We start from the raw sequence: 19,999 nt of genomic DNA, 5'->3' as shown, positions 1-19,999 counted from the left end.
TCTATTATACCATACAATCAATAATATGCTGTTATTTCTCCTCGTGACGTTTTTCCAACACATGTAGAACATCATAAATACTTACTTTTTGTTCTTGTAGCAATACTAGGAGGTGATAGATTAAATCAGCTGCCTCCCATTTTACTTCTTCGGCATCGCGGTTTTTAGCCCCAATGACAACCTCAGTTGCCTCCTCCCCAACCTTTTTACAAATTTTATCGATACCCTTGTCAAATAAATATGTAGTATAGGCTCCTTCTGGCATTTCCTGCTCACGCTTTGCAATCACACGCACAAGTTTAGCGATGATGTCTACAGAGCCAATCTGCTCATTTTGTTGAATCACCTCTGTAAAGCAAGAAGTTGTACCATTATGACAAGCTGGGCCAGCGGGTAGCACTTCCACCACTAATGCATCCTGATCACAGTCTGCTTTTATGGACACCACTTGTTGTCTATGACCACTTGTTGCTCCTTTATGCCACAGCTCTTGACGAGAACGAGAATAAAACCAAGTTTCTCCTGATTCAATTGTTTTAGCTAATGATTCTTTATTCATATAGGCCACTGTTAGCACTTCTTTTGTGTTGGCATCTTGTACAACAGCTGTAACAAGACCTTTCTCATCGAACCGAATATTCTCTATCATCTTACTGCCACTCCTTTGTCACGTAAGTATTCTTTTACTTGTAATACGTTCGTTTCTTTGTAATGGAAGATTGAAGCCGCCAATGCAGCATCTGCATCTACCTCTTGTGCTAATACTTCGTAAAAATGTTCGGCATGTCCCGCTCCACCACTAGCGATAACAGGAACTGTCACTGCCTCTCTTACCGCTTTAGTTAAGGCCAAATCAAAGCCAGATTTTTCACCATCTTGATTCATACTTGTTAATAAAATTTCCCCTGCTCCTAAGCGCACGGCTTCTTGTGCCCACTCAACGGCTGACCAAGTTGTTTTATTGCGCCCACCATGTGTATAAACCATCCATGTGTCATCTTCTTCACTATAGCGAGCATCGATTGCAACAACGATACATTGTGCACCAAAGAAATCAGCGCCCTCTTGAATAAGAGCTGGTCGCTCCAAAGCAGATGTATTCACGGATACTTTATCAGCACCTGCACGTAAAATACGCTTCATATCTTCCAACGTACGAATACCACCACCAACTGTAAAAGGTATTGCAAGTGTAGCAGCTGTTTGACGAACAACATCTATCATCGTTTCTCGACCTTCATGTGAAGCAGAAATATCTAAAAATACAAGCTCATCTGCGCCCTGCTCATCATAGAACTTTGCAAGCTCCACTGGATCACCTGCATCACGGATAGATACAAATTGGATACCTTTTACAACGCGACCTTCCTTGACATCAAGACATGGGATAATACGTTTTGTTAGCATGCCTTCACACCTTTCAGCCATTGCTCTAATAAATAAATGCCTAGTTCTCCCGATTTTTCAGGGTGAAATTGCATGCCTGTCACGGAACCATTCGTTACAATACCAGGTACTTTTATGCCACAATAGTCTGCATAGGCAACAAGCTCAGATTCCTGAATATGTGTCGCATAAAATGAGTGAACAAAATAGACATGCTTCGCTGATACTTCACCGTCCAACCATGTAGGGCGATTCGTCAAGATCAGTTCATTCCAGCCCATATGCGGCACACGATATGCTTGATCTCCTTCGATACCACTAAAGCGTTGAATATGTCCCTTGAAAAAACCTAGCCCTTGTGTTGGGGTTACTTCTTCACTTTGCTCAAACAATAATTGCATGCCTAGACAAATTCCCAATAGAGGGCGATTTTCACTTTGTGCCTTTTGTAAATAACGGTCTATTTTAGTTTCTGCTAAACGCTTGCGAGCATCAGGAAATGCGCCAACCCCCGGTAATAGTAGTGCATCTGTTGCATCTAACACGCTCTCATCAGCCGTCACAACGACCTCACAGTCTAGTCGTTTTAATGCTTGTTCTACACTAAATAAATTGCCCATTCCATAATCAATAACACCTATCTTCACGTTAACAGCCCCTTAGTCGATGGTACTCCTTTAACACGTGGGTCAATTTCAACTGCCGCATCAATCGCACGTGCTAATGCTTTGAAAATCGCCTCAATAATATGATGTGTATTATGGCCATAAGGTACAATCACGTGAACATTCATGCGTGCCTCTAGCGCAAATTTCCATAAAAATTCATGCACTAATTCTGTATCAAACGTTCCCACTTTTTCCTTTAAAGTTGGCACACGATACTCTAAATGTGGACGATTGGAGCAATCTACAACTACCTGTGCTAGTGCATCATCCATCGGCACAAATGCTGTGCCATAGCGTTTTATGCCCTTCTTATCACCAAGTGCTTCACGAACAGCCTGCCCTAAGACAATGCCAAGATCCTCTGTTGTATGGTGATCGTCGATATAGGTATCACCATTTGCTTGTATGGTCCCATTAAATAATCCATGCTTCATAAATAAATCGAGCATATGGTCCATAAATCCCACACCAGTTTGAATATTTGCTTGCCCTTCACCATCTAAATCGATTGCTACTGAAATTTGCGTTTCATTTGTTGTACGCTCTACCTTTGCATATCTCTTCTTTACTGTCATCGCCCTATTCCTTCTCCCATCCGCGTGATTCCACTGCACGTGCATGCCCCTCTAAGCCTTCCATACGTGCTAGACGTGCAATTTTTGGTGCATTTTCTTGCCATGTTTTTTCACTGTAATAAACAATGCTTGATTTCTTTACAAAATCATCTACGTTTAAGCCACTTGCAAAACGAGCCGTGCTATTCGTTGGTAATACATGATTGGTTCCTGCAAAGTAATCTCCCACAGGCTCCGAGCTATACCGACCTATAAAAATACCGCCAGCATGTCTTATCTGTTCAACAATCGTTTCAGCATTTTCTGTCACAATTTCTAAATGCTCAGGCGCTAATGAATTAATGGCTTCCACCGCATGTGACATCGTTTCAGCTACATAAATGACCCCGAAGGTTTCTATGGAGGCACGAGCTACTGCCTGACGTGGCAATTCCAGCAATTGCTTCTCTACTTCCTCAGCTACCCTTTGAGCTAATGGCTCTGAGGTAGTGACAAGGATGGCACAAGCCAATGCATCATGCTCTGCCTGTGATAACAGATCTGCAGCTATTTCATCAGGATATGCTGTATCATCTGCCAAAACCGCAATTTCACTTGGCCCCGCGATCATATCAATTGCTACTTCTCCAAATACCTCACGTTTGGCGAGAGCCACAAAAATATTCCCTGGACCTGTAATTTTATCAACTGGAGCAATTGTTTCTGTACCATATGCAAGTGCAGCAATCGCTTGTGCACCACCAATTTTATAAATTTCATCCACCCCTAAAAGATGAGCTGCCACAAGGACACCTGCTGGCAGTTTCCCATTCTGACCTGCCGGAGAAGTAATGACGATACGCTTCACACCTGCAACCTGAGCTGGAATCACATTCATTAATACAGATGAAGGATATGCTGCTGTACCACCTGGAACATACAATCCTACTGCGTCTAGTGCTGTTACGCGTTGACCTAGCCAAGAACCTTGTCCTAGCTCTAAGCGATAGCCTGAACGTATTTGTTGCTCGTGATACAGACGAATATTTTCGGCTGCTTCTGCTAAATCCTTATAAAGTTGCTGGTCTAGCGTATTTACTGCTTCCTCGATTTCTGCCCCTGTAACACGTAAGCTCTCTGGGGCATAGCCGTCCCATTTTTCAGTATAAGTACGGAGCGCTACATCTCCTTGTGTCCTAACATCTGCTAGCACTTGTCGCACAACTTTTAATTGTTCCTCATTTCCCCCTTCAAGTGGTCTTTTTAAGGAAATGCCTTTTTCAAGCTTTGTTATTTTCATAGGATTAATCCCCTTTAGTCCTTCATATGTAGCTAAATATGATTCCTTTTTTGCTCATTTACACATTTCTTTAATCGCTTCACAAGATCAATAATACGCTCACCCTTCATACGATAACTTACGGGATTTGCAATTAATCGTGATGAAACAGCTGTAATAAACTCATATTCTACTAAGCCATTTTCTTTTAAGGTACGCCCTGTTGAAACGATATCGACAATGCGATCAGCTAAACCAATCATTGGTGCTAATTCAATAGAACCGTTCAGCTCGATGATTTCAACCTGCTCTCCAATGCCCTTGTAGTACTTCATTGCGATATTCGGATATTTCGTAGCGATTCGAGGCGCAATTTCATTCATTGGTGTGTTCGGTAATCCCGCAGATGCGATATAGCAATGACTAATTTTTAAATCTAATAACTCATGCACTTCACGCTGTTGTTCTAACAAAACATCCTTCCCAGCAATGCCAATATCAGCAACACCATGTTCAACATAGACAGGGACATCCATTGGCTTGGATAAAATAAAGCGAATTTTTTCCTCTGGTATCTCAATCATTAATTTACGTGACATTTCTACCTCTTCTGGTAAATTAAAACCTGCCTCTAACAGCATTTGATATGCCTCTTCAAAGATCCGTCCCTTTGGCATTGCAATTGTTAATTCATTCACCGCCTACTTCCCCCTGTCCAACAACCACCACTTCTGTAAAGTATGCTAAAAAGGCTGCCTCATCAACTAGGCTACTACGCAACTGTAAAGTAGCTAATTTTCCTGCTGCCCGTAATGTTTTCACCTTTAGTAATGCTGCCTCGAATTGTTCTTCTTCAAAAAGCACAACTGTTGCTTCCTGTCGTTTCTCTGACTGGCCATTGAACGTTTCTAATAAACGATCAACTCGAATACTAAAACCTGTTGCACCAACTTTTGAGCCAAATACTTCTAATAAACCATCATAGCGTCCACCATTTCCTAACGGAAAGCCACTTCCTACCGCAAAAACTTCAAAAAGCATGCCAGTGTAATAACTCATATGACTCGAAAGGGTGAAATCAAAAGCTATATACTCAGCTAAGTCAGCCAATTCCAGCAGTTGAGCAAGTTGTTGCATGTATTCTAATGCATCATTTTTACGCACATATTTTTCAATATCTCGGATGTCTTTAACATTCATTGCCTCCCCAATAAATTGTAGGAGGGCATCAGATTTAGCTTTGGGTAGATCAAATGATTCTACTGCTTCTTCAAACCCTACATAATTTCGTTGAACCAACAATGTTCGAAGTGTTGCTTGCTGTTCAATACTCTCTGTGTAATCTTGTAAAATGCAATTTAGTATACCCGCATGACCAATCGTGACTTTAAACTCTTCTAATTTAAAATGTTTTAATAGCTCCATTGCTGTCACAATAACTTCTGCATCGGCAAATACAGATTGATCCCCTATTAACTCAATCCCCATTTGATCGAACTCCGCTGGTCTTCCACCTTCCGTTTCTTGAGCTCGAAAAACACTTGCGAAATAAGCAAGACGTAAAGGAATCATTTCTTTTAATAATTTCGATGTAGCTACTCGAGCAATCGGTGTTGTCATATCAGGTCGTAATACTAATGTATTTCCTTGGCTATCCACTAGCTTAAATAAATGAGCATCAGCAATAGCTGAAGCTTTCCCCACTGTATCGAAATACTCTACAGCGGGTGTTTTAATGAACTCATAACCCCTTTTATATAAAAAGTCTCTGCCAGCATGCCTAACGGCTTCAACCTTCTCATAGATTTGCGGAAATGTATCGCGCATTCCAAGTGGTTTTTCAAACATTTTTATCGACGACATATGAACACTTCCTTACATTTCACTTTAATTCACTAGAGTGTTAGAGAATTAGATTATGAAAGAATTCTAACTTATTTCTTTTAAGCAGTCAACTTTTCTTCTTTAATTAACGAAATCTTTAAATACTTATTATTCTGTTAATTATACCTATTACTTAGTGAACAACGGTATAAAAACAAGACATCATTTCTCTTAAATTTTGACAAAATGTTTTACTGAGAATGAGAATATGTCTAAAATGTGACATGATGATTATAAATCAACTAAAGTATTCACTAAAAAATTGAGAATGATTCTCTCTTATACAATTGTTGGAAAAAATTAAGTTTTATCAACAACCTATTCTCAATACAGTCACGCATATATTATATAGATATAATATTATTGAATGAAATATTAAAAATGATTCTCAATCTCATTATCAATAAGAATACCTTAATATCAATACTTTTATTGATTATTACTCTCATTCTATTTTTTCTTTTACTTTTTTAAAAGCTTAATATAGAATAGCATTAATAACAAAAAGCACCATATAAACTACACATTGGAGGGATTTATTATGGCATGTCCATTCGTACAACTAAGTGAGCAAATGATCGTAAGTATTTGTAAAGGTGAGTTTTACCCTGGCGACAAAGTAACACTTCATACAACAGAAGACATAGATGGGACTGCAATTAAATCAACCTTTGTTGAATCAACTTGCTTAGGTGATCACGACAATTGTGAATTCAAATCAGACTATGACGCAGCGCTTGCATAAATATTAAAAGCTACTCCAAAACCGGAGTAGCTTTTTAATATGAAAAAACTCACGAAGTATGTAGTCATACAACGTGAGTTTTTATTATTTTTTTGGTGTACACCATTCTACAACCTCATTGCGCTTACGCTCAGCCATTTGTTCAGCCGTATAAATAATCCGCATAGGATTGCCCCCTGCCAAACACCCTGCCGGCACATCCTTATGTACAAGGGTGGCGGCTGAAACAATGGCACCGTCTCCGATTGTTACACCTGGTAGAATCGTTGAATTTGCGCCAATCATTACTTCATTTCCAATATAAACATCACCTAAGCGATATTCCTCTATTAAATACTCATGCGCTAAAATTGTCGTATTAAAACCAATCACTGTATTTTCACCAATGAAAATACGTTCGGGAAACATGGTATCTGGCATGACCATTAAGGCTAATGAAGTTCGCTCGCCAATAGTCATGTTTAAAAATGTACGATAAAGCCAGTTTTTCACACGTAAAAATGGTGTGAAGCGTCCAATTTGAATGACAATGAAACACTTCATCACCTTCCAAAAGGACACCGTGTCATATATATTCCAAAGCGAATTGGCTCCTTCGACACGATAACGTTCTGTTTTACGCGCCATCTGCCCTTACCCCTCTTTCACAATATCCAATAAATCTGTCATATGCTGTAGCATATATTCTGGTTGATATTGCTGTAAGTATGCCTCACCTTTAATTGCCCAAGCAACACCTGCTGCTCTTACACCTGCACGATGCCCTGCTTCAATATCGTGCGAATTATCACCAATCATAATGGCATCTTCTTTGTCTATTCCTAAACGTTGTAAAGCAAGTAGTACTGGCTCTGGGTCAGGCTTCACATTTTTTACATCATCTGTGCCAATACGCACATCAAATAAATGTGTCGCACCCATAATAGAAAGCCCACGATCAATAGTCTCATTACGTTTTGTTGAAACGATAGCCAATCGAATACCCTGTGCTTTTAATTGCTCTAGTGTTGACACAACATCAGGATATTCGCTAACTAGTTCATCATGATGCTCTATATTCCAAGCGCGATAATTTGCGATCAAAGCTTCCTCTTCATCTGGTGCAATGTCATTAAATGTCTGTTTGAGTGATGGACCAATGAATTTCAAGCAATCTTTTGGCGAATATTGCCCGGGAAATCGCTCATTTAATACATGCATAAATGTTTGAATGATTAAATCATTCGTATTAAGTAACGTGCCATCAAAATCAAACAATAGTGCTTTAACAGCCATATTTTACATCCCCTTATTTATTATCCAAGTATTTTACGGCTGGCTTTACCTTTATTCTGCGATAAATAATGGCACCTAGTCCAACTACAATACCAATAATGGACACTACCTGTGCTGAGCGTAAATCGCCTACTAGGTAGAGACTATCTGTACGCATACCTTCGATATAGAAGCGACCAATAGAATACCAAACTAGATAGCTAAAGAAAATTTCCCCACGATTTAAGTTTACTTTACGTAAGACTAATAAAATGATAAGCCCAATCAGGTTCCAAACGGATTCATATAAAAATGTCGGATGTACATAAGAACCTAATTCTTCGATATACATTTGATTGATAATCCAATCTGGTAGCATTAGATTTTCTAAAAAGGCTTTTGATACTTCCCCACCATAAGCCTCTTGGTTCATAAAGTTGCCCCATCGACCAATAATTTGTCCAATTAAAATACTAGGTGCTGCAATATCTGCTACTCGTAAAAAGCTTACATTTTTTATACGAGTAAATATGTAAGCTGTGACAAATGCTCCAATAAGTGCACCATGGATGGCAATACCGCCATTCCAAATCTCAATGATTTTACCTGGATTTTCACTATAGTAATCCCATCGCATGGTCACATAGTAAATACGTGCACAGATGATGGATATAGGAACTGCCCATAACAATAAATCTGCCAGGAAGTCTTCAGGCAATCCTCGCTTAACGGCCTCTCTCTGCCCGACAATATATGCTAAAATGATTCCCGACACAATTAACAATCCATACCAACGAACCGGAATAGGCCCTAAATGAAAGGCAATCGGGTCAATCTGTAATAGTAGTAAATCCATCTTCTGCTCCTCTCAATATGTCATTCACATACTTTAGTTCACAACTGTTTAATCATCTAACTCATCATTAGATGAAATCACTTCATCTAAACGTCTTGAAAACTCCTCTGCTGCGTTTACGCCCATTCTCTTTAAGCGGTAATTCATCGCAGCCACTTCAATAATAACGGAAACATTCCGTCCTGGTCTTACAGGAATCGTTAGTTTGGTTAGTTCCGTATCAATTATTTTCATTTTCTCTTCTTCTAAGCCTAATCGATCATAAACTTTTTGCGGGTCCCAAATTTCCAGCTCAATAATGAGTGTAATCCGTTTATAAGGACGCACTGCACTTGCACCAAATAGCGTCATAATGTCAATAATGCCGATTCCGCGTATTTCCAATAAATGCTCTAGTAAAGGTGGGGGACTACCAATTAAAAGGTTTTCTGATTCTTGACGAATTTCTACACAATCGTCTGCTACTAAACGATGACCCTTTTTAACAAGCTCAAGTGCTGTTTCACTCTTCCCAACGCCACTTTTACCAATAATAAGCACACCAATTCCATACACATCGACAAGCACGCCATGCGCTGCTGTCATTGGTGCTAAGCGTCCCTCTAAATAGTTTGTTAATCTACTCGAAAATTTGGTTGTCGTCATATGTGTTTTAAAGACAGGAACATGCTTTTCGTTGGAAGCCTGAATCAGCTCCTCGGGGACTTCTAAATCTCGAGAAATAATAATAGCAGGTGTATCTTGCGAACAAAGTAAACGCATACGCTCAAGCTTGACATCTGCTGGCAGCATTTCGAAAAAAGACAGTTCCGTTTTGCCAAGCAATTGGACGCGATTTGCCGGATAATGTGTAAAGTATCCTGCCATTTCAAGTCCTGGTCTTGAAATATCACTAGTGACGATCGTTCTTCCAATTCCTTCCTCGCCAGCTAATAACTCTAACTTAAATTTCTCCATAACATCTCTTGTTAATACTACGACCAATGAAAAAGCCTCCAATCAATGGATAGGGTTCTTCTTATTTTAGCATGTCTATGTCTAAAAGGAATGTATTTACTCTCAACACAGCGTTTACCTCCATAAAAAAACTAGCGGCTCTCCAGCCCGCTAGTTTTATAAATACTATTTTTGAGTTGCCAACCATTTGGCTACTGCCTCAGCATCTGCCCCTTTTACAACCCCTGGAGGCATACCGTTTTTACCGTTATTGATAATATCTAAAATTTCTGATTCAGATAAACGAGCACCTACGTCATTTAATGCTGGACCACTTGCACCTTGTAACTCGCCACCATGGCAAGAAACACAAGATTTCATGGCAATCGCTTCACCATCTGGCTCTGTAGCACCTTCATTATTACTTGCAGTTTTATCTCCGCCACCACATGCAGCTAAGAAGATTGCTGATCCGAACACTAATGTTAACATTGCTTTTTTCATTAGTACCCCTCCTCATAATAAATACCTTACGCCGCCATTATACCAAAATTATGCACGTTTGAAACCTTCTCCTAATACCTCATAAGCATCAGAAACGATGACAAACGCTGATGGGTCAACGCTTTTAATGAGTTGTTTCAGCTTTGTGAATTCTGTTTGATAAACAACAACCATGAGAACTGGTCGTGCTTCTCCTGTATAGCCACCGATTGCTGGTAACTTAGTTATACCACGATTGATTTCAGCATAAATGGCTTCTCTTACCTCATCTTGTTTCAATGTAATAATATAGACCATTTTAGATTGGCTAAAACCTAACTGAATGATATCAATCGTTTTTGTTGTAACATAAAGTCCAATCAGAGCATACAAACCTTTTTCTAAATCAAAAACAACTGCTGCACTAATTGCGATGATTCCATCAATTAACAGTACACTTGTTCCAAGCGACAACCCAGTAAACTTCGTTATGATTTGCGCTAGTAAATCAGTGCCACCAGTTGAAGCATTCCCTTTAAAGACCAGTCCTATTCCTAAGCCAACAACAATTCCACCAAAAAGAGCTCCCAGTAAAGCATTATCAGTCCAAGGCTCCCAGCTATTCGTTAACAAGACAATAAAAGGTAACGTAATGGTACCGATAAATGATTTAATCCCAAATTTTTTGCCTAGCAATAATACACCAGCAATAAATAATGGTACATTAAATGCATATTGAACAATTCCCGGATTCCATCCAAACAAACCATGCAAAATCGTACTAATGCCACTTACCCCACCTGAAGCGACTTGATTTGGTAATAAAAAAACATTAAAACCAATAGCAATTACTGCCGCTCCAACAATCACATACACATACTCCACAATGTTATCTCTCACATCATGTCTCATTTCCCCACGCCCACTTCAACTATCAGAATTTTTTAAAGACGAGATGATTATAGCAAATACTCTTCATATTGAGAACTTCATCTTGATGAAGGGAATATGCCATTGTGGAAATATAAAAAAAGCTATCTTAAATGAAACGTTAAGATAGCTTTTGCACAGTTTAAAATGATTTTTCAGCCCATTCCATGGCTTCATAATATAAATGATCAATATCAACTAGTGGAATATTCAACTGTGTCGCTAGCTCTTCTAGACGTGGCCAATCTAACTTCCCTAGTGCGATACTAAACTCTAGATAGGGTGTCATATCCGTTTCAATGCCCAAAATGGTGCTCGTAATATCCTCTGAGAACGGTAATTGTTGTAAAATGACCTCTATAGGTCTTTGAAGCAACGTATCAATGAGTGAAAACATGCCTACTAAGAAATATTCTGAGAAATTCTTTTTGTAAGAAAGCTTCGCTAGCTTTTCACAAACCTTTGCTCGGAATAAAGATGTACACAGCACTTCTTTAAAAAGATCAGAATTGGCGTCTATATCGATTTCTCGCATGGCCAATAAATAGATCCATTTTCGTAAATTTGATACGCCCAGTAACACAATGGCTTGTTTAATGGAGCGTACCTTCGATTTAGATCGTTTAGATGAATTATTAATCATTTGTAATAATTTATACGTCAATGAAATATCACGTTCGATATTTTCCGCTAATAATTGGATATTTGGCTCTTCTTCTTTTAATAAAGAGATGATGTGAATATATTGAATTGTATTCGCTGGAATGTCTGTTGCTCGTATTATTTGAGGTTGTTCAAAAAAATAACCTTGAAATAACACATAGCCAGAAGATTTAGCTACTTCAAACTGATGACGCGTTTCTACTTTCTCAGCGAGTAATTGAATGTTTGGAAACTTATCCTTTACTTTAACTTCAATTTCCATTCGTTTAACGATAGATGATGCTAAAAAATCAACCTTAATATAATCAATCTGCTCAAATAATTCATCATAAATTTCCACATGCTCATCCATAATAAAATCGTCTAAAGCAATTTGGAACCCATGTTTTTTTAGCTCAATTACACGTTCCACTAACTGAGGAGTAAGCGGAACATCTTCTAGTATCTCAATCACAACCTGTGAAGGATTTAAAAATTCATGAATGGAGCTCATCAATAAGTTTTCAGTAAAATTAACAAAACCCGGTTTACCTTTTGTTACCTCTTCAAAACCAATTGAAAGAAATGAGTTCACAAGTACGTCAATCGTTGCTGCATCTGAATCGACCATTGGAAAGGCATTGACGTTTTTGCCACGATATAATAATTCATAAGCAACTACCTGCTCATGAAGATTAAAAATAGGCTGTCTGCCAATAAATACTTCCATTTCGCTGCCCCCATTTCTTCATATTCTAGTAATATATAGTATATCATTTTTACGACCTATTGTTTATACTTCACACTAATTTAGTATGGTCACTATTAGACATATAACACAAGAAAGGACAGTCCTAGTGATGATCCATTGATCACTTTAGGACTGTCCTCATTATTTACCTACTCTAGATTTGATAGCACCAATAACTGCAGGCACAACTGATATAAAGATAATCAAAATAAGGACAACCGAGAAGTTATCTTTAATAATAGGAATATTACCAAAGAAATAACCTAGTAATGTACAGCTGAATACCCATAATATTGCACCAAAGATATTATAAAATAAGAAATAGCTATATTTCATTTTACTTGCACCCGCCACAAACGGGATAAATGTACGAATAAATGGCATGAAACGAGCTATAACAATCGTTTTCCCACCATGTGTATTAAAGAATTTTTCAGCTGCCTCCATACGTTCTTTTTTAACAACTCTTCCGAGGAGGCTCTTTGGAGGGATTGATGTTCCTACCTTATGACCAATATGATAGTTCATCGTATCTCCTAAAATAGCTGCTGCTAAAAATACAGGAATTAAAATCCACATATCAAAGGCACCCATTGCAGCTGCTAATGTTCCACTTGCAAATAGCAATGAATCACCAGGTAGGAATGGGAAAATGACAACGCCTGTCTCTACAAAAACAATCGCAAATAAAATCAGATAACTCCAATTGCCAAAATCACGAATAATTTCTTCTAAATGCACATCGATATGCACAATAAAGCTTATTAACTCCTTAATGAGTTCTAACATGTTTTTGTATGCTCTCTTTCAATAGTATTTTTACCTAAAAGCTTTGACGTAGCTTCACATCAAAGGGTTCCAGTTTTGTACGTCTTTTTACATTACTTCCTCACTATATGACAAGCTCTTGAAAAGTATGTAGAAGATTTCACATGTTTGATTTTATCACTTACAGACAACTACTCTCAACTGATTTTACTATTATACGAATAATGTACATAAAAAAAAGCTACCATTTTTCAATAGTAGCTATACTCGTTTAAACTTTTTCTTTTAATGAACGTCGTAATATTTTCCCTGTCGTGTTTTTCGGAAGTTCATCCAGTATCTCAATCATCTTTGGCACCTTGTATTTCACCATATGCTTGGCACAATAAGATAGCAGATCTTCTGTCGTAGTGGCTGCTACTTCTTTTAACACAACATATGCATGTACAGCTTCCCCTAAGTTAGGATCTGGAAAGCCTACCACCGCCGCCTCTACAATATTATTATGGGCAAACAGCACTTCCTCAACCTCACGAGGATAAACATTAAAGCCACCTACAATAATCATATCTTTTTTGCGATCGACAATGTAAAAATAGCCTTCTTCATCTACCCTAGCTAAATCCCCTGTATAGAGCCAGCCGTCGCGAATGGCCATGGCCGTTTCTTCAGGCATTTTATAGTAACCCTTCATCACATTAGGGCCACGTACAATCAGCTCGCCAACTTCGCCAACAGGTACTTCCTGACCGTTCACATCAACCACTCTATTCTCCACATTGCTTATCGATGTACCGATAGAGCCAGCTTTTCGATCACGATCAAGTGGATTAAAGCATGTAACAGGCGAAGCTTCCGATAAGCCGTATCCCTCTGACACACGCACATTAAATTTCTGTTCGAAATTATGTAAGAGTGCAACAGGTAAAGATGCCCCACCTGAAATGGCCAAACGTATTGTCGAGAAATCTTCAGGATCACCTTCAGGTAATTGATACAAGAAATTATACATGGTTGGAACACCAGCAAATACCGTTGCTTTTTGCTCTCTCGCTAAAGCAAAAATTTCAGTAGGGCTAAAGCGAGGTGTAAGTAAAACTGTTGCTCCGCTTAATAAAGGCGCATTGACCACAACGGTTAAGGCAAATACATGAAACACTGGTAATGTAGCAATGACGCGATCATCTGCCTTGATTCCTAAATAATGGGCAACATCACGAGCATTTGAATACACATTGCCATGTGTCAGCATAGCACCCTTTGGACTACCTGTAGTTCCTGAAGTGTATAAAATAATAGCATTGTCATTATCTGCAACTTCCACAGGCTCTAAAGATTCAGCAGCAGTGGCAATGACCTGTGTAAATAAATGCGTTTTTTCTTGTGCTTGCGGTGATAACGCTGCCATTTTTTCCGCTATATCTGGCGTGGTTTCACAAACTATAAATGTGCTTACTTGTGGAAATGCTTGTACACCCTTTTCAACTAATGGAAGCAAAGCGTCGAGTGCAATGACTGCTTTTACATCCCCGTTATGCAAAATATAAGAAATTTCATCTGGTGTATAGATTGGGTTAACTGGTATTGCTGTTGCCCCTAAACGCATTGTTGCATACAAGGCAATTAAATAGTGTGGCGTATTGCCGAGTAAAAACGCCACATGGTCCCCTTTTTCAACACCTAAATCTTGTAATCCCTTTGCAAAACGACCAACTGTATGCTCAAATTCCCCGTAAGTTGTATCTTTCCCCATAAAATGATACGCAACTTTTTCCGGCTGCTCTGTTGCCTGTTGGCGAACACGTGAAACTAAATTCAATTACACCATCCCCTTATCGTATAAAATGAATCGTTATTCAGTAATATTATATAAGAAATGTATCTAAAAGACAATGAATCTTTTTATTTCATGTCATAAATTACGTTAAATAATTCATTTTTTTCTCTTTTAAACAAAGACATCATGAGCGGATATGTGAGATGTAACGCCAACGAATTAAATAAAAGTAGACTACTTGTATTAACACAAAGAAGCCAAAAGCAAAGAATACTTCTTTTACAATCGAAATATTTGCTATGTCTCTCAAAATTCCTTGTACCATTAGAAAAGCAAAGGCACTATGCATCATTGCAACACCCCAAGGCAAAAAGAATTGAGGAAATAAATGACGATTAACAAGCTTTTTCAGCTCCGCATCAGTTAAGCCCATGCGCTTTAACACATCAAATTTACGCTTTTCACGTTCAAGTGATGTATGCAATTTAAAATAGATAAAGCTCCCAGCCGCAAGTAAAAATACAGTGGCAACCAATACACCCACTAAAGTAAATAATGAGTAGGTAGCTAGTATATAAGAATAATTTAATCCTGCATTTTCAAAGTAAAATGGACTAAATTTATCCTTTTTAAGAAAATATAAATTGGATTCTAGATGGTCTATAGCCCTCCCGATATCTTTTGTTTCCATCCATTGTGGTATAACGAATGTAAATAGATGATAACTAGGTTGAATAATATCTTGATCAGAGATCGGATGAATCAGCTTTGCGAAGTCCTCATCACTAATGACAATTGAATTGACACTTACAATTGAACCTGGAAACACTATTTTTGGATAGACACTATCGATGGTAATCGGAATATTATTCTCTTCTAAAACGGTGTGCACAATTCTATTTTTTAATTTTTTTAACGAATCCTCTGAATAAGGGATAAATACTGCCTCACCAGCTCCCAGGTTCAGTAATGGATAACTATACGAAGAAAGCAAAACATTCATATCGGACTCTCGAAATACCTCCACTTCATTTCGAGTGAAAGAAGAGGTTTGCTTCACTACAATAAAACGGGACAGCTGATAAGATAAACCTTTCTCCTCTAATTGCAGTCGCAATGAATTGATATGCTCTCGCTCAAATGGATTATCCACATCTCCTTTATAAACCAGCCCTAATGGATTTAAGCGATCATATTGAGTTGTATAGGAGGACATAGTCGCTAAAACGCCCACAGACAAAAAGGCAAGTGTTGATACCATCGTAACAACGAAAAACATTTTCACATTATCCATCATAATATGGGTTTGTTCAGCTAGTGAGAGAAGACGGTAACGTTGCCAATGAAACTTGCGTTTTCCACGTGCTAAATCTAAAAAGCACGGAACGGAATCACTGAAAAAATAATATGTGCCGAATGTTGCTGAAAATGGTATTAATAAAGTTAGCCAGATGAATGCCGTATGTCCTACAACAAACGCTAAAATATACGTCGTTAAAATTAAAGCAATACCGTAAATAGCTCGGATTTTGGAATAGGTTGTTAAGCTATTTACATAATCACTGCCTTTAATAAGATCTCGTAATTTTCTCTCTCGTGTAAAATACACACTAATAAATGAAATGACGACAAACGCACTTGTAAAAACACCAATTGTTAGTAAAAACGGCTGCCAGGAAACATATAATGGTAACTCATCTAAATGCAAAATTTCTCGTACGATCATAAAAAAGAATTTTGAAAACGAGAAGCCAAACACGATACCTACAATAATAGAGCCTGACCCAATAATCATTGTCTCTAAAAAGACAAGTCTATTCATCTGGCGCTTTTCCATTCCTAAATGCAATAAAATGGCGAATTCATGTGATCTTGCCTCTAAAAAGGCACTCATGGAATAATACAAAAAGAATAATGTAAAGAGGACGAGAACAATTTCAGCACCCACCATCCCGATAAGTGATACCTCTCCTAATATCCCGCGCTCAATATCAGGATGAAACATTAGCATTGAATAGATAAAAAATACAGCCACAGAAAAAAAGCTTGCCATGAAAAAGGCACCATATATCCGGCTGTTCCGCACGACATTACGGTAAGCGAATTGTCGAAAGGTCACCTACTTGCCCTCCTCCTAGTAAGCTCAAAACATTTAATATACGTTGGAAAAACATTTGACGACGATCATCTCGATAAATTTCATTGAAAAATTCACCGTCTTTAATGAACAACACCCGATCACAATAGCTAGCTGCAATCGGATCATGTGTGACCATTACAATCGTCGTTTGTTTATCCTGATTGACTTTTGTTAGCAGTTCGAGCACATCACGTGAAGAATTCGAATCTAAATTACCCGTAGGCTCATCCGCTAAAATCAGACTCGGATTATGGATAAGTGCTCGACCAATAGCCGTTCTTTGTGCCTGTCCACCAGATATTTCATTTGGACGTCTATGAAGGAAAGAAGTTAAGTCGAGCTTTTCTACAATACTAGCTAGACGTTCCTCCATTACTTCTAAAGGCTGTTGGTCTAATGTTAGTGGCAGCACGATATTTTCCTCGACCGTTAGCATGTGCAAAAGATTGAAATCCTGAAACACAAAACCGAGCTGTCTTCTTCTGAAGTAAGCAAGCTCAGTTGCATTTAATTTATGTGGATTCATGCCATCCAGTATGATTTCACCGCTAGTAGGCTCATCAATTGTCGAGATAATATTCAGCAAGGTCGTTTTGCCACTTCCGGAAGGTCCCATAACAGCTAAAAACTCCCCTTCTTCTACATCAAAGCTCAACTGATTTAATGCCCTATGTGTCACTTTACCTTCATATACTTTTGTCACATCTTTAATTTGTAAAATAGGCATACGTCATTCACCTTATTTCTTCATTAATTCTAAGGATTGTGGTAAAAGCCACTGTAATACGACCTCAAAGCCGATTTGAAAATGAGGCTCTGTTAATGTCAGAACGGACTCTTCCTCTACTAAACTAAAGCAATGCTCCCCAACAATCACATCCCAAGCATCTATTTCTCCCTCTAGGATCTCACCGCACACAGTATAATACCCACTGTACATCATCTGTTGACCTTCGAGAGGAAATGCATTCAATAATGTAGGTTGCTGTAAGTTTAACCCAAGCTTATTTGAAAAATGCAATAGTTCTTCATCGAGCCTCTCATTTGCCTTCAAGAAATTTTGATAGGCAAAATGATCCCCCTCTTGCATTTGTGTCATATAAAGAGCTTTTGTTTTCTCCTTATCAATAGTTAATACCCAATCTTCTATACGTACTTCTCCCATCCTAGCGCCCCCTAATTTGTAAATGTCACTGTCACAATTGTCCCTTTTCCTACCTCTGATGTAATAGCCAATTCATGTCCTAGCTTTTCACAGATTTCTTTGGCTAAATAAAGGCCCATCCCAGTAGATTCCCCTGTTTTCCGCCCATTTTCACCAGTAAAAAAGGCTTTCGTAACACGTGAAAGATCGGAAGCTGGAATCCCAATTCCCTCATCGCAAATGGCTAGCTGTACATAGTCATCCTTTTCAATGGCAGAAATCACAATTTTTTTATTGCTTTCAAACGTGTATTTCACCGCATTTGTAATAAATTGGCCAAGAATGAAGCGAAGCCATTTCGAATCACTGGCAACAATAAGATCATCCTCAATATGAATTTCTGGGAAAACTCTTTTCGTAATAAATAAACGTTTATTTTCATTAACAGTTGCAGTGACAATTGCTTTCAACGCAACCTGTTCCACTTGCATATCATCCTCAAAATTTTCTAAACGTGCATTAACAAGCACCATGTCCAAGCCTCTACGTAAACGATCAATTTCCTCCTGTACGTTCTTTTTATCAAGAGGTCGGTCATCCTGTAATAATAATTCAATGACTGAAATAGGTGTTTTCATTTGATGCACCCATTGGTTCATAAACTGATCATGTCTTTTTTGACTTGCATATAGCGCATGCAGCTCATGCTGATAAAGGCGATACAACTCGTGCATGTACTTTTCGGTTTGCATAGCTTCTGGCGTTTTTGCGTTTTTTTGTAGCACATCCTCCATTGCTGTTGGGAGATGAGTGATTTTCATCAAATAACGTTGGCGCATTAAATAACGCACAAGTAAAAATGAAGCTAATAGGACAAGGCTAATACAGAAGGAATAAATAGCCGTATCAATATTTCGAAAGCCATCTAGCATATAAATGACCATAATGAAGCCAACTAATAAGAGCTGGAACACAATAAATGATGCATAGTCACGTAAGAATAATTTCCAGCCCACTATAGCTCACCTGCGCTTAATATGAACCGATAGCCCGCACCACGTACGGTTTCAATTGTTGATGCTATGTGATAATCTGCTAACTTTTTTCGTACGCGCGTCATATTAACATTCAACGTGTTCTCATCGACAAATGCCTGATCGTCCCAGAGTTCCTCTAGTAGCTGTTCACGCGTCACGACTTTCGGTGCATTTCCCATAAGCAGCTCTAAAATGATGCATTCTTTTTTCTGAAGTGGAATTTCTAAATCATTTTTATGTAGCTCCATTCTTTCTAAATGAAGTACAAGCTGTCCTTGCTTGATTGTCCGTTCCTCTTGCCTTGCTGCATACTCACCATATGTACGGCGTAGATGACTACGGATTTTAGCCAAAACAATTTCATAGTTAAATGGCTTGGTAATGAAATCGTCGCCCCCATTTTCAAGCGCAAAAATTTGGTCCATTTCTCCAGAGCGAGCAGAAATGAAAATAATCGGGCATGTTGTAAGCTGGCGTAGCTGGCGACACCAATAATAGCCGTCATAAGCAGGTAAGTTTATATCAAGCAGCACCATATGTGGATTAAATGCTGTAAATTCTTCGATGAGATGATCAAATTCTTGAATTGTTGCAACTTCGTATTGATATTTTCTAAGCGTTTCCGCTAGTAATGATGCAATCTTGACATCATCTTCTACTATGAATATTCGATGCTTTTCCATATCAACACTCCTTTCTTTCTATATTGTATCAAAAAAAGGTTCGACGACATAATTGTCAGCGAACCTTTAGGCTAAAACATTA

22 protein-coding genes are annotated in these 19,999 nt (G+C 38.4%); 1 reads left to right on the top strand and 21 read right to left on the bottom strand.

What is annotated here, in order from left to right:
• Positions 1 to 31: 31 nt before the first annotated feature.
• The 7 genes from hisIE to AC6BKE_RS07605 are packed head-to-tail and all read right to left on the bottom strand — an operon-like array spanning position 32 to position 5,750.
• Complete coding sequence (hisIE, locus tag AC6BKE_RS07635; protein ID WP_036126729.1) at positions 32 to 649, bottom strand: bifunctional phosphoribosyl-AMP cyclohydrolase/phosphoribosyl-ATP diphosphatase HisIE; 618 nt, start codon at positions 647 to 649, stop codon at positions 32 to 34.
• Positions 646 to 1,407 (bottom strand): imidazole glycerol phosphate synthase subunit HisF, encoded by a 762-nt coding sequence (gene hisF, locus AC6BKE_RS07630; RefSeq protein WP_036126732.1) that lies wholly within the window; start codon positions 1,405 to 1,407, stop codon positions 646 to 648. The genes hisIE and hisF overlap by 4 nt, the downstream gene beginning before the upstream one ends.
• Positions 1,401 to 2,033 (bottom strand): imidazole glycerol phosphate synthase subunit HisH, encoded by a 633-nt coding sequence (gene hisH, locus AC6BKE_RS07625; protein ID WP_089933877.1) that lies wholly within the window; start codon positions 2,031 to 2,033, stop codon positions 1,401 to 1,403. The genes hisF and hisH overlap by 7 nt, the downstream gene beginning before the upstream one ends.
• On the bottom strand, positions 2,030 to 2,629 hold the full coding sequence (hisB, locus tag AC6BKE_RS07620) for an imidazoleglycerol-phosphate dehydratase HisB (RefSeq protein WP_036126736.1): 600 nt from the start codon (positions 2,627 to 2,629) through the stop codon (positions 2,030 to 2,032). Before hisB ends, hisH begins: the two co-directional genes overlap by 4 nt.
• Positions 2,630 to 2,633: 4 nt before the next feature.
• Entirely contained in the window at positions 2,634 to 3,908 is a 1,275-nt protein-coding gene (hisD, locus tag AC6BKE_RS07615; protein WP_036126737.1) for a histidinol dehydrogenase, read from the bottom strand.
• A gap of 32 nt (positions 3,909 to 3,940) precedes the next feature.
• Positions 3,941 to 4,585, bottom strand: coding sequence for an ATP phosphoribosyltransferase (gene hisG / locus AC6BKE_RS07610; RefSeq protein WP_036126740.1), 645 nt, complete (start codon positions 4,583 to 4,585; stop codon positions 3,941 to 3,943).
• Positions 4,578 to 5,750, bottom strand: coding sequence for an ATP phosphoribosyltransferase regulatory subunit (locus tag AC6BKE_RS07605; protein ID WP_089933881.1), 1,173 nt, complete (start codon positions 5,748 to 5,750; stop codon positions 4,578 to 4,580). Before AC6BKE_RS07605 ends, hisG begins: the two co-directional genes overlap by 8 nt.
• A 562-nt stretch (positions 5,751 to 6,312) precedes the next feature.
• On the opposite strand from AC6BKE_RS07605, the gene AC6BKE_RS07600 reads away from it, so the two are divergent.
• Positions 6,313 to 6,516: a hypothetical protein gene (locus AC6BKE_RS07600; RefSeq protein WP_036126744.1), complete on the top strand. Its 204-nt coding sequence runs from the start codon at positions 6,313 to 6,315 to the stop codon at positions 6,514 to 6,516.
• Between the two features lie 84 nt (positions 6,517 to 6,600).
• On the opposite strand, the gene AC6BKE_RS07595 is transcribed toward AC6BKE_RS07600, so the two are convergent.
• The 14 genes from AC6BKE_RS07595 to AC6BKE_RS07530 form a co-directional block, all read right to left on the bottom strand.
• Positions 6,601 to 7,143, bottom strand: coding sequence for an acyltransferase (locus tag AC6BKE_RS07595; RefSeq protein ID WP_036126746.1), 543 nt, complete (start codon positions 7,141 to 7,143; stop codon positions 6,601 to 6,603).
• Between the two features lie 6 nt (positions 7,144 to 7,149).
• On the bottom strand, positions 7,150 to 7,791 hold the full coding sequence (gene ppaX, locus AC6BKE_RS07590; RefSeq protein WP_036126748.1) for a pyrophosphatase PpaX: 642 nt from the start codon (positions 7,789 to 7,791) through the stop codon (positions 7,150 to 7,152).
• A gap of 13 nt (positions 7,792 to 7,804) precedes the next feature.
• Complete coding sequence (gene lgt, locus AC6BKE_RS07585) at positions 7,805 to 8,626, bottom strand: prolipoprotein diacylglyceryl transferase (protein ID WP_036126751.1); 822 nt, start codon at positions 8,624 to 8,626, stop codon at positions 7,805 to 7,807.
• A gap of 48 nt (positions 8,627 to 8,674) precedes the next feature.
• Positions 8,675 to 9,583 (bottom strand): HPr(Ser) kinase/phosphatase, encoded by a 909-nt coding sequence (gene hprK, locus AC6BKE_RS07580; RefSeq protein ID WP_369802774.1) that lies wholly within the window; start codon positions 9,581 to 9,583, stop codon positions 8,675 to 8,677.
• Positions 9,584 to 9,748: 165 nt separating this feature from the next.
• Positions 9,749 to 10,066: a cytochrome c551 gene (gene cccB / locus AC6BKE_RS07575; RefSeq protein WP_036126754.1), complete on the bottom strand. Its 318-nt coding sequence runs from the start codon at positions 10,064 to 10,066 to the stop codon at positions 9,749 to 9,751.
• Between the two features lie 48 nt (positions 10,067 to 10,114).
• Positions 10,115 to 10,957: a YitT family protein gene (locus AC6BKE_RS07570; RefSeq protein WP_036128012.1), complete on the bottom strand. Its 843-nt coding sequence runs from the start codon at positions 10,955 to 10,957 to the stop codon at positions 10,115 to 10,117.
• Positions 10,958 to 11,117: 160 nt separating this feature from the next.
• A complete protein-coding gene (locus AC6BKE_RS07565) occupies positions 11,118 to 12,347 on the bottom strand; it encodes an EAL and HDOD domain-containing protein (RefSeq protein ID WP_036128015.1) in 1,230 nt (409 codons plus the stop codon).
• A 162-nt stretch (positions 12,348 to 12,509) separates the two neighbouring features.
• Entirely contained in the window at positions 12,510 to 13,157 is a 648-nt protein-coding gene (locus AC6BKE_RS07560) for a VTT domain-containing protein (protein WP_036128018.1), read from the bottom strand.
• Between the two features lie 250 nt (positions 13,158 to 13,407).
• Positions 13,408 to 14,955: a fatty acid--CoA ligase family protein gene (locus AC6BKE_RS07555; protein WP_089933886.1), complete on the bottom strand. Its 1,548-nt coding sequence runs from the start codon at positions 14,953 to 14,955 to the stop codon at positions 13,408 to 13,410.
• 142 nt (positions 14,956 to 15,097) lie between these two features.
• On the bottom strand, positions 15,098 to 17,032 hold the full coding sequence (locus AC6BKE_RS07550) for an FtsX-like permease family protein (protein WP_036128024.1): 1,935 nt from the start codon (positions 17,030 to 17,032) through the stop codon (positions 15,098 to 15,100).
• Positions 17,004 to 17,780 carry an ABC transporter ATP-binding protein gene (locus AC6BKE_RS07545; RefSeq protein ID WP_036128027.1) on the bottom strand — a complete coding sequence of 259 codons (777 nt, stop codon included), beginning with the start codon at positions 17,778 to 17,780 and terminating at the stop codon, positions 17,004 to 17,006. The genes AC6BKE_RS07550 and AC6BKE_RS07545 overlap by 29 nt, the downstream gene beginning before the upstream one ends.
• A 12-nt stretch (positions 17,781 to 17,792) precedes the next feature.
• Positions 17,793 to 18,218, bottom strand: coding sequence for a hypothetical protein (locus tag AC6BKE_RS07540; RefSeq protein WP_499856343.1), 426 nt, complete (start codon positions 18,216 to 18,218; stop codon positions 17,793 to 17,795).
• Positions 18,219 to 18,229: 11 nt separating this feature from the next.
• Positions 18,230 to 19,213, bottom strand: coding sequence for a sensor histidine kinase (locus AC6BKE_RS07535; protein WP_036128032.1), 984 nt, complete (start codon positions 19,211 to 19,213; stop codon positions 18,230 to 18,232).
• Positions 19,213 to 19,917, bottom strand: a complete 705-nt coding sequence (locus tag AC6BKE_RS07530) for a response regulator transcription factor (protein WP_036128035.1) — start codon at positions 19,915 to 19,917, stop codon at positions 19,213 to 19,215. Before AC6BKE_RS07530 ends, AC6BKE_RS07535 begins: the two co-directional genes overlap by 1 nt.
• Positions 19,918 to 19,999: the final 82 nt, after the last annotated feature.

The sequence above is a fragment of the Lysinibacillus sp. COL-1 genome (genome assembly GCF_059814265.1).
This window is presented reverse-complemented; position numbering and strand designations above follow the sequence as displayed.